Below are 10,538 nucleotides of genomic sequence, written 5' to 3'. Positions count from 1 at the left end.
TGGGGCGCCCCCGGGCGCCCCGCCCGGTCGGTGCTCCGCGGCGGGGGCGCACGTCCGCGTGTCAGCCGGTCACAGCTGCGAGAGCAGCTTGGTCAGCAGCGCCCGCGACCGGTCCGGGGTCTCGGCGTCGACCATCAGCCGGTCCATCGCCCGGCTGTAGACCTCGATCTCGGCCAGCCCGTCCAGGTAGAGCGCCCCGCTCATGTGCTCGACGTAGACGACGTGGGGCAGCTCGGGCTCGGCGAAGCGCAGGATCGTGAACGGGTGCTCGGCGGCGTACCCGCTGAGCTGGTTCGGCACCACCTGCACGGTGACGTTGGGTCGCTCGGCCATCTCCAGCAGGTGCTCCAGCTGGGCGCGGTGCACCCGCCGCCCACCGATCGGGCGGTGCAGCACCGACTCATCGAGCACCACCCACAGTGACGGCGGCCGGACCCCGCCGAGGATCTTCTGCCGCTCCATCCGCAGCGCGATCCGCTTGCGCACGTCCTCGGGCACGTATTCGGGGCGACCGCGCGTGGCGACCGCGATCGCGTACTCCTCGATCTGCAGCAGACCGGGCACGAACTGCAGCTCGAAACCCTGGATCAGCGACGCCGATTCCTCCAGCCCCACGAAGTCCTGGAACCAGTTCGGCATCACGTCGCTGTAGCGGCGCCACCACCCGGGCTGATTGGCGTGCTTGACCATGTCCAGGAAGACATCGCGTTCGGCCGGGTCGTTCACGCCGTACATCGTGAGCAGATCGGCGACGTCGCGTTCCTTGAACGCGACCCGGCCGAGCTCGAGCCGGGAAAGCTTCGAATCCGACGCGCGCACCGCGTACGCGGCGTCGGACCGGGAGATTCTCGCGCTCTCGCGCAGCCGGCGGAGTTGGGCGCCCAGGACCATCCGCCGCGCCGTGGCCCCGCGCAGCGGCGCGGCATCCGCGCCCGAGGGTGCGTTCTCGGCCATCGCGCGCGACTCCCCCTCCGACCGCCCGGCCGAACAGGAGTGGTGGTCATCCTTTCGGCAGGACCCGAGCTGCATCCCCGACGCCGCCGAACCCTACACGCCGACGAGCGACGCAGAAAGGTCACTGCCCGGGGTTAACGCAACGCGCTGCGTGGCCTACCATCACCCGGGCCGGCGGATCGTCACCCAGCAGGACGCCGCAGGTCTGCCCCCCGACGTCGACGCATGACGAGGCGTGAATGACCAGCACCGAGGATGTCGTACCGGCCCACATCGACGTCTCCAAGGCCAGCGTGGCCCGGGTGTACGACGCGTTCCTCAACGGCAAGGACAACTACGAGATCGACCGCGAGGTCCTGCGCCGGATCCAGGAGGTCGCCCCCGAGGCCACCCAGCTCGGATGGGACAACCGGGAGTTCCTGATCCGCGCCTCGCGATTCATCGCCGCGCAGACCGGAATCACCCAGTACCTCGATTGCGGGTCCGGCCTGCCGACCGCGGAGAACACCCACCAGATCGTGCAGCGGATCCGCCCGGACGCCCGCGTCGTCTACGTCGACAACGATCCGGTGGTGCTGGCCCACGGGCGCGCGCTGCTGGAGGAGAACGAGCAGACCCACCTCATCGGGGCCGACATATTCGACCCGCGCGCCGTGCTGGACAACGAGGTCGTGCGCCAGCAGCTCGATTTCACCGAACCGATCGCGCTGTACCAGTGCGGGACGATGCACCATTACACCGGCGACCGCTACGCCGAGATCATGCGGACCTACATCGAGGCGCTGCCCCCGGGCTCCTACGTCGCGCTCAGCCACTTCCTCGACCCGGAGACCTCCGAGCACAGCGCGCTCGCCCGGCGCATGGAGGACATCTTCCTGCACAGCCCGATGGGCAGCGGGGCGTTCCGCACCGAGGCCGAGATCATGACCATGCTCGACGGGTTGGAGCTGGTGGAGCCGGGTCTGGTCCGGTGCGCCGACTGGTGGCCGGACGGACCGCGGGTCACCCCGATGTCCCCGGTGCAGTACTGCATCGCGGGCGCGGTCGGTCGCAAGGGGTGACGACGGCGCCCGCACGCTGTACGGGGGTGGTGCACCCCGGCTGACGGGCGGTCGGCACGATGGTGCATATGCGCCTTTCGACCCGCAGACGCGGCCGGGCAGCCGTTCCGGTCCTCGCGCTGACCCTCGCCATGGTCGCGGCGTGCGGCGGCACGACCGTCGCCGAGCAGCCCGCCCCCACGGCGGCCGCCGCCCCGCCCGAACTGCAGCGGACGCGGCTGGAGGTCCCTCCCGGCGTCACGAACGACCGCTTCACCGGCGAGCGCTTCGCGCTCATCCCGCCGGGCTGGTCGATGTCGCTGTGGGCCGACCTCGACGAGGCGCGCCACGCGGCCTGGGCGCCCGACGGCGCGCTGCTGGTGTCCCGCCCCGAGGGCGGCGAGGTCGTCAAGCTCACCCCCCGGGAGTCCGGGCTCGCCGAGGCGTCGGTGCTGCTGCGCGACCTGCGCCAACCGCACGGCCTGGCGTTCGACGGGACCACGCTCTACGTCGCCGAGAGCGACGAGATCCGCTCCTACGACTACGCCGACGGGGCGGCCACCGGCGGCGACATCGTGGTCGGCGACCTGCCCGACGCCAAGGACGGCCAGCTGGGCGGGGCCTACGCGCACGCCCTCAAGTCCCTCGCGCTCGGCCCGGACCGCTCCCTCTACTTCTCCATCGGCTCCAGCGGCAACATCACCGAGGAGGACCGCGAGTCCGAGCCGGAGGCGGCCTCGATCATGCGGATCCCGCCGGGCGGTGGAGCGCCGGAGGTGTTCGCCCGCGGCGTCCGCAACGGGACGGCGATGGCGATCGCCCCGGACGGCGCGCTCTGGACCGCGGTGAACGGCCGCGACGACATCGCCTACCCGTACGACCGCGAGTACCCCGGGAGCTTCGCCTCGGCCCAGGGCGAGGTCCTGGAGAGCTACGTCGCCGACCACCCGGCCGAGCCGGTGGCCAAGCTGACCCCGGGCCGCGACCTGGGCTGGCCGTACTGCAATCCCGACCCCGACGTCGAGCCCGGCGTGCCCGGCTCGCCGCTGGACCACACGGCGCCGCCCTTCGTGGCCGACTACGAGACCAACGAGGACGGCGAGGTGTTCGACTGCGGCTCGATCGCTCCGGTCGAGCAGAGCCTCGGCGCCCACTCGGCGCCGCTGGGCATGTCGTTCACGACGCTGCCCGCGCCCTACGGCCAGGGCGCGCTCGTCGGCGTGCACGGCTCGTGGAACCGCACGCCGCCGCGGGCCCCCGAGGTCTCGTTCTTCCCGTACGCGAACGGGGAGCTCGGCGCGCAGCAGACGCTCGTCGGCGGCTTCCAGGGCACCGACGGCAAGCGCTGGGGCCGGCCGGTCACCGCGATCCCCGGCCCCGACGGCGCCGTCTACATCACCGACGACGACGCCGGCGCGGTGTACCGGCTGGCGCCGCCCGGGCTCTGACCCGACGGCAGCGTTCCCGGCGGTGGCCGGGCCTGGTAGGGACGGGGGCATGCCCCGACTCACCGCACTGAGCCGTTCGCTCGCCGACCGGGTCGTCCTCGTCACCGGAGCCGCGAGCGGGATGGGCCGGGCCACGGCCCACCTGCTCGCCGACGAGGGCGCCCTGGTCGGCATCGTCGACCGCGACGCCGACGGCCTGACCGCTGTCGCCGAGGAGATCCGCGGGGCCGGCGCGACCGCGCACCCCGTCGTCGCCGACGTCGCCGACCCCGCCGCGCCGGCCGCCGCGGTCGCCGAGGTCCGCGCGGCGCTGGGCCCGCTGGACGGGCTGGTCAACAACGCCGGGGTGAGCATCCGGGCGCCCTTCGACGGCGACGGCTTCGCCGAGGCGTGGGCCACCACGATCGCGGTCAACCTGACCGCGCACACCCTGTTCATCCGCGCCGCGCTGCCCGACCTGGCCCGCAACGGCGACGGCCGGATCGTCAACGTCGCCTCCACCGAGGGCCTGGGCGCCACCCCCGGGATCGCCCCGTACACCAGCTCGAAGCACGGCGTGATCGGCCTGACCCGGTCGCTGGCCGTGGAGCTGGGCCGCAGCGGCGTCACGGTCAACTGCGTGTGCCCCGGCCCGATCCGCACCGCGATGACCGCGGCCATCCCCGACGCCGACAAGGAGGTCTTCGCCCGCAGACGCACGGCGCTGCGCCGCTACGGCGACCCCGAGGAGGTGGCGCACCTGACGGTGTCGCTGCTGCTGCCCGCGGCCTCCTACATCACCGGCGCCGCGGTGGTGGTCGACGGCGGGTTGACCATCCGCAACGCGTAGTCGGCTAGTGAGTCAGGCAGCTGCGGTAGACCTCGTGGCGGGCGGAAACGGCCGGAGATCTGACGCTGACCGCGTTGACGAGCGGCAACCTCGGTCAACTCCTGCGCCGGACCGGGCGCTTGGACGAAGCGGAGCTTCGGTACCGGCAATCGATGCGCGCCACGACCGAGATCGGCGACTGGGCTGCGTGCTGACGCGCTGAACGGCCTTGGACTGACTGTCCTCGCACGGGGCGACCATGTGCCGGCGGAGGGGTTCCTCACCGCCGGCCTGGCCGATTCGCGACGGGGTTGGCCGTGTTCCGGCGCTCGAGGCCGCGGGCGGCCGTACTGCGGGTCACCTCGGGGTGGCTCTCGCTCGCCATGAACTCGGCGACGCCGATGGCGCGGCCTGGCACCTCGACCAGGCGTCCCGGCTCGCCGAGCTGACGGAGGACTCCGACGACCGAGCGCAGGTCGCTTCGGCTCGTGCACGCTTCGCCGAGGCGGGGGACTGATTCGCCCGCGGGGTCACACCCTCGACGGGGTGGGCCGGGCATCAGCCCGCCGCCGATGCATCCCTCCGGCGCTGCTCCAGCCGCTCGCGCTGCGGCACCACCACGTACTTCGGGTCCCTCGTCGACTCCACCCCGGCCTCGAACACCCCGAACCGCTGCAGGGCGCTGCCGGCCAGCAGGGCCAGGCCCGAGGCGGCCGCCCCGGTCCGGCTGCGCCGCGCGACCAGCACCGTGCCGGCCAGCCCGGCCAGGGTGAGCACCTCGGAGGCGCGCCGCAGCCGGTGCGCCTTGCCGTGCCGGTAGACCTCACCGATCAGGCCCATCCGCTGCTCCATGCGCTTGGCGGCGAGCAGCTCCCCCGCGGCGCCGACGGCGGCGAACACCCGCGCCGGCCCGGCCTCCTCGACCGGGGCGCAGAGCATGCCGAAGCCGCCGCCGCTGGCCGCGGCCGAGCCGGTGAACACGAACGGCAGCTCGTCGCGCACCTCGTTCCAACCCGGCACCGCGGTGTGCGACAGCAGGACGGCGGTGTAGGACGCCAGGCCGGGAGCGATGGCCGCGGCGGACACGCCGGCCGGGCGGGCCGACCGGGCCAGCAGGCGCGCCGGCCACGTCCGCCGCCACCGGGCGGGGACCAGCTCGGCGACGGCGGCGATCCCGGCCCCCGGCCCGAAGGCCGACAGGATCCAGGTGCCCACGCTCATCGGCGAGGTCGGCTTGAACACCCGCAGCATGTGGTGGAACCGCTCGGGCCGGCCCAGGTCGCTGACCAGGAAGTACATGCTTCCCAGCAGCCCGGCCAGGGAGCCGAGCCGGCCGGCCCGGCGCAGCTGCGGGCGCCCGGTCAGGTCGGCCCCGGCGGCCACCACCGAGGAGCCCGCGGCCAGCCCGCCGGCGAACAGGTAGGCGGGGATGCGCCAGTCCCACACGGGGGTCTTGAGCACCGGGCGGCCGTAGTACGAGCGGAACTCCGCGTCCGGCACGACCGTCTGCTCGCCGCGCCCACCCCCGCCTCCACCGCGGCGGCGGCGCTTGCCCAGCCCGCTGCCCTGGAACAGCTGGGCCTCGCGGCCGATCGAGCCCTCCTCGGAGTCGCCCTCGGGCGCCGGGCGGGTGGCGGTGTCGGCGCCGGCGTTCCGGTCGAGCGCCTCCTCGTTCTCGGCCTGGGCGCCCGCCTCGCCGCTCAGCTCGGTCGCCGCGTGCGAGGTGCCCGTGCGCCCCTGGCTGCCGCGATCCGCGCCCGGCTCCTCGGTCACCGCCGGCCGCCGATCGCCGAGGAGACGAACGCGCCGACGCCGGCCAGCGCGAACGCCGCCGCAGCCGCCCCGGCCCGCCGCCACATCGACGGCGCGTCGCGGGTGGGCACCACCGGGTCCGGAGGCAGACCGTAGACCTCCGGCTCGTCGAGCAGCAGGAAGAACGCACCGTCGCCGCCGACGCCGTCGTTCGGGTCGTTGCCGTAGAGCCGGGCCTCGCCGACCCCGAGGTCGTGCAGCTGGGCGAGCCTGCGGTCGGCCCGCTCGCGCAGCTCGTCGAGCTCGCCGAACTGGATGGAGTCGGTCGGGCAGGCCTTGGCGCAGGCCGGTTCCAGACCGCCGTGCAGCCGGTCGTAGCAGAGGGTGCACTTCTGCGCGCGGCCGTCGTCCGGGCGCCGGTCGATCACGCCGTACGGGCAGCCCGACACGCAGTACCCGCAGCCGTTGCAGATGTTCTGCTGGACGACGACGGTGCCGAACTCGGTGCGGAACAGCGCCCCGGTGGGGCAGACGTCAAGGCAGCCGGCGTGCGTGCAGTGCTTGCACACGTCCGAGGCCATCAGCCAGCGGAAGTCGGTGCGCGACTCGGGGCCGGTGGCGTCGCCCGGGCGGGAGAACGCCGGCATGCCGAGGTCCTCAGCGGGCTGGCCCACCGGCTGCTCGGCGGCCGCCTTCGGCCCGTCCAGCGGGCCGGTGCCCAGCTCGGAGCCGCCGCGCTCGGAGGCGCGCAACCGCGGTCCCACCGCATCGGCCATCAGCCCGGTGCCGGTCGGGCCGGTGGGCAGCCCGAGGAAGCCGGGGTCCTGGCGCCCGGTCGAGCGCGGCTGCTCGATGAACGCCACGTGCCGCCACGAGTTCGCGCCCAGCGAGCCGGTGTTGTCGTAGGACATGCCCAGCATGTCCAGGCCGTCCTCGGGGACGGCGTTCCACTCCTTGCAGGCCACCTCGCAGGCCTTGCAGCCGATGCAGACCGAGGTGTCGGTGAAGAACCCCACCCGCGGCGGGTGCTCGGCGTGCCCGGCGTCGCCGGCCGGGTCGTCGAGCGGCCCGGACAGCCGGTTGCCGGTCATGACTGCTCCCCTGCGCTGTTCCCGGTGCTGCCGTCGTCGGTGCTGCCGTCGTCGGTGCCGCCGGCGGTGTCGTCCTCGGTGTGCGTCACGTGCGGCACGTCGTCGGCCGTCGCGATGCGGGTGCCGGTCTCCACGGTGACGCCGGCCCGGGCGCGGGTCTGGGCGAGCATCGCGGTGAGCGCCGCGCCCCGCGGGCGCGGTCCCGGCCGGACGTCGCAGGTGGCCACCTTGCTCTCCTGGATGAACACGTTGGAGTCGGCCACCACGCCGAGCAGGTCGTTCACCACGTCGCCGGACACCAGCCCCGTGCCGCCCCAGTGGTAGGGCATCCAGATCTGGTGCACGACCTGGCCGTCGATCCACAGCGGCGACATCCGGTCGGTGACCATCACCCTGGCCTGGACCGCGGCGCGGCTGGTGACCACGTGCGCCGTGCCCAGGTGGGTGAGCCCGCGGATGCGGGCCAGCTCCGGGGAGACCTCCACGGTCAGCTCCGGCTGCAGCTCGGCCAGGTAGGGCAGCTGGCGGCTCATCCCGCCCGCGGTGTGGTGCTCGGTGAGCCGCGCCGCGGTGAGCACGAACGGGAACACCTCGCGGTGCAGCTCGGGCGGGGCGGGGTTGGACGGGTTGTCGGTGCGCCCGTAGACCTTGCGGGTCGGGTTGCCCTGCTGGCCGTAGAGCGCGTTGGACACCGGCGACTCGTGCGGCTCGTAGTGCGTGGGCATCGGGCCGTCGAGCAGCCCGTGCGGCGCGAACAGCCAGGCCTTGCCGTCGGCCTGCATGATGAACGCGTCGTCGCCGCGCAGCGCCTCCGGGCCGACCGCGTCCGGCGGCGGCTCGTAGCGGGGCGGGGTGGTCGCCGGGAAGTCCGGGACGTCGTCGCCGGTCCACCTGCCCTCGTCGGCGTCCCACCAGACGAGCTTCTTGCGCTCGCTCCACGGCTTGCCGTCCAGGTCGGCCGAGCAGCGGTTGTAGAGCACCCGCCGGTTCGCCGGCCAGGTCCAGCCCCACTGCCGGTCGTAGGGGCCCTGGGCGTCGTGCGGCTTGCGCCGCGCGGCCTGGTTGACCCCGTCGGCGTAGACGCCGCTGTAGATCCAGCAGCCGCAGGCGGTGCTGCCGTCGGCCTCGAGCTCCAGGTAGGAGTCGACCGGCTCGCCGGTGCGTGTGCGGTAGCCGTTGATCCGGCGCAGCACGTCCTCGGCCGACGGCTCGGGCCACTCCCCCGAGCCGTCGACCCGGTAGCTCCAGTCGAGCTTCTGCACCGGCTCGTCGCGCGGATCGGTGGACCCGGCCAGCCGCTCTCGGAGCTTGCGCCCGAGGTGGTAGAAGAACCACAGCTCGGAGCGCTGGTCACCGGTCGGCTCGACGGCCTTCTCCCGCCACTGCAGCATGCGCTGGGTCTGGGTGAAGGTGCCCTCCTTCTCCACGTGCGATGCGGCCGGGAAGAAGAAGACCTCGGTGCGGCAGGTCTGCGGGGAGATCTCCCCGGTCTCGATCTCCGGGGAGTCCTTCCAGAACGTGGCGCTCTCGATCATGGCCAGGTCGCGGACGACGACCCAGTCCAGGTTGGCCATGCCCAGGCGCTGCAGCCTGCCGTGCGCCGAGCCGACGGCCGGGTTCTGGCCGAGCAGGAAGTAGCCGAAGACCTTCCCGCCGTCGACCATGTCCATGACCGTGCGGTACGTGCCGTGGTCGCCGTCGATCTTCGGCAGCCACGCGTAGCCGTAGTCGTTCTCGGCGGTGGCGTTGTCGCCGAAGTACTCCTTGAGCAGCGAGACGAGGTAGGCGTCCGCGCCGGTCCAGTAGCCCTTCTGGGTCGGGCTGCGCAGGTCGTCGAGGTAGTCGGTCAGCGTCTCGTGGGATCCGGCGGTGGGCATCGGCAGGTAGCCGGGCAGCAGGTTGAACAGGGTGGGCACGTCGGTGGAGCCCTGGATGCTGGCGTGCCCGCGCAGCGCGAACACCCCGCCGCCGGGCCGACCGATGTTGCCCAGCAGCAGCTGGACGATCGCGCCCGCCCGGATGTACTGGGCGCCGACGCTGTGCTGGGTCCAGCCCACGCTGTAGACCAGCGCGGAGGTGCGCTCGCGGTTGGAGTTCGACGCCCACGCCTCGCACACGGCCTGGAACTTCTCCCGCGGCGTGCCGCAGATCCGCTCCACCATCTCCGGGGTGTAGCGGGCGAAGTGCCGCTTGAGGATCTGGAACACGCAGCGCGGGTGCTGCAGCGTCGGGTCGGTCGCGACGTTGGTCGCGCCGTGCAGTGGGGCCCCGGCCGCGCCGCTGCCCATCGGCGAGGTCCGCTCCTTGTCCATCTCCGAGTCGTCGTCCCCGGAGGGCGAGTCCGGGCTGGCGCCCTCCGGCTCCTCGCGCTCCTGGTCGGCGCCCTCGTACTGCCAGCAGTCGCGCTCGTAGGTGCCGGTCTCGGCGTCGTAGCCGCCGAAGAGCCCGTCGAGGTCCTCCGTGTCCTCGAAACCCTCCCTCACCAGGAACGACGCGTTCGTGAACGCCGCGACGTACTCCCGGAAATCGAGGTCGTTGGACAGCACGTGGTTGATGACGCCACCGAGGAAGGCGATGTCGCTACCGGCGCGCAGCGGCACGTAGGTGTCGGCCAGCGCGCTGGTCCGGGTGAACCGCGGGTCGATGTGGATGACCCGGGCACCCCGGGCCTTCGCCTCGATCACCCACTGGAACCCGACCGGATGGGCCTCGGCCATGTTCGAGCCCATGATGATGATGCAGTCGGCGTTGGCCAGGTCCTGCTGGTAGTCCGTCGCTCCGCCGCGACCGAATGAGGTCCCCAGACCGGGAACCGTGGCGGAGTGTCAAATACGGGCCTGGTTCTCGATCTGGATCGCGCCCAGCGCGGTGAACAGCTTCTTGATGAGGAAGTTCTCCTCGTTGTCCAGCGTCGCGCCGCCCAGGCTGGCCAGGCCCATCGTGCGGCGCAGCCGGTTGCCCTGCTCGTCGCGCTCCTGCCAGCCGCGCTCGCGGGCGTCCAGGACGCGGTCGACCACCATGTCCATCGCGGTCTCGAGGTCGAGGTCGGTCCACTCGGTGGCGTAGGGCGCCCGGTAGCGGACCTTCTCCTGGCGCTGCGGCCCGGTGACCAGCTGCAGGCTGGCCGAGCCCTTCGGGCACAGCCGGCCGCGGGAGATCGGCGAGTCGGGGTCGCCCTCGATCTGCACGACCTTCTCGTCGCGGACGAACACGCGCTGGCCGCAGCCGACCGCGCAGTACGGGCACACCGAGTCGGCGACCCGGTCGGCGGACTCGGTGCGCGGGCGCAGCGCGGCGTAGCGCGGCGACTCCGCCGCCGCACCCCGACCCAGCGGGTCGGGACCGGTCAACTGCCGGTACACCGGCCAGCTCTCCAGCCATCGCCGAACGCCCACCGCGCCCCCCGTTCCGTACCGGGACCGATCACCTCGGACCCTAGCGGTGC

7 protein-coding genes are annotated in these 10,538 nt (G+C 73.2%); 3 read left to right on the top strand and 4 right to left on the bottom strand.

Going from position 1 to position 10,538, the window contains the following annotated elements; all coding sequences use genetic code 11:
- Positions 1–69: 69 nt before the first annotated feature.
- Positions 70–954, bottom strand: a complete 885-nt coding sequence (locus KDL28_RS14110; RefSeq protein WP_252438615.1) for a Sco1979 family transcriptional regulator — start codon at positions 952–954, stop codon at positions 70–72.
- A gap of 239 nt (positions 955–1,193) precedes the next feature.
- On the opposite strand from KDL28_RS14110, the gene KDL28_RS14105 reads away from it, so the two are divergent.
- The 3 genes from KDL28_RS14105 (at position 1,194) to KDL28_RS14095 (ending at position 4,271) form a co-directional block, all read left to right on the top strand.
- On the top strand, positions 1,194–2,015 hold the full coding sequence (locus tag KDL28_RS14105; RefSeq protein ID WP_252438613.1) for an SAM-dependent methyltransferase: 822 nt from the start codon (positions 1,194–1,196) through the stop codon (positions 2,013–2,015).
- Positions 2,016–2,083: 68 nt separating this feature from the next.
- The gene (locus KDL28_RS14100) at positions 2,084–3,442 is read left to right on the top strand and encodes a PQQ-dependent sugar dehydrogenase (protein ID WP_252438611.1); all 1,359 of its coding nucleotides are present in this window, start codon (positions 2,084–2,086) and stop codon (positions 3,440–3,442) included.
- 49 nt (positions 3,443–3,491) lie between these two features.
- Complete coding sequence (locus KDL28_RS14095; RefSeq protein WP_252438609.1) at positions 3,492–4,271, top strand: SDR family NAD(P)-dependent oxidoreductase; 780 nt, start codon at positions 3,492–3,494, stop codon at positions 4,269–4,271.
- 537 nt (positions 4,272–4,808) lie between these two features.
- Here KDL28_RS14095 and nrfD read toward each other — a convergent pair.
- The 3 genes from nrfD to fdh all read right to left on the bottom strand — a co-directional run bounded on the left by nrfD (position 4,809) and on the right by fdh (position 10,488).
- Positions 4,809–5,843, bottom strand: coding sequence for an NrfD/PsrC family molybdoenzyme membrane anchor subunit (gene nrfD / locus KDL28_RS14090; RefSeq protein WP_443698373.1), 1,035 nt, complete (start codon positions 5,841–5,843; stop codon positions 4,809–4,811).
- A 176-nt stretch (positions 5,844–6,019) separates the two neighbouring features.
- On the bottom strand, positions 6,020–7,093 hold the full coding sequence (locus tag KDL28_RS14085) for a 4Fe-4S dicluster domain-containing protein (RefSeq protein ID WP_252438607.1): 1,074 nt from the start codon (positions 7,091–7,093) through the stop codon (positions 6,020–6,022).
- Positions 7,090–10,488: a formate dehydrogenase gene (gene fdh / locus KDL28_RS14080; RefSeq protein ID WP_252438605.1), complete on the bottom strand. Its 3,399-nt coding sequence runs from the start codon at positions 10,486–10,488 to the stop codon at positions 7,090–7,092. The genes KDL28_RS14085 and fdh overlap by 4 nt, the downstream gene beginning before the upstream one ends.
- Positions 10,489–10,538 lie beyond the last annotated feature (50 nt).

Source organism: Pseudonocardia humida (genome assembly GCF_023898865.1).
GTDB lineage: Bacteria > Actinomycetota > Actinomycetes > Mycobacteriales > Pseudonocardiaceae > Pseudonocardia > Pseudonocardia humida.
The sequence above is the reverse complement of the archived record's forward strand: the minus strand, read 5'-3'. Positions and strand labels throughout refer to the sequence as shown.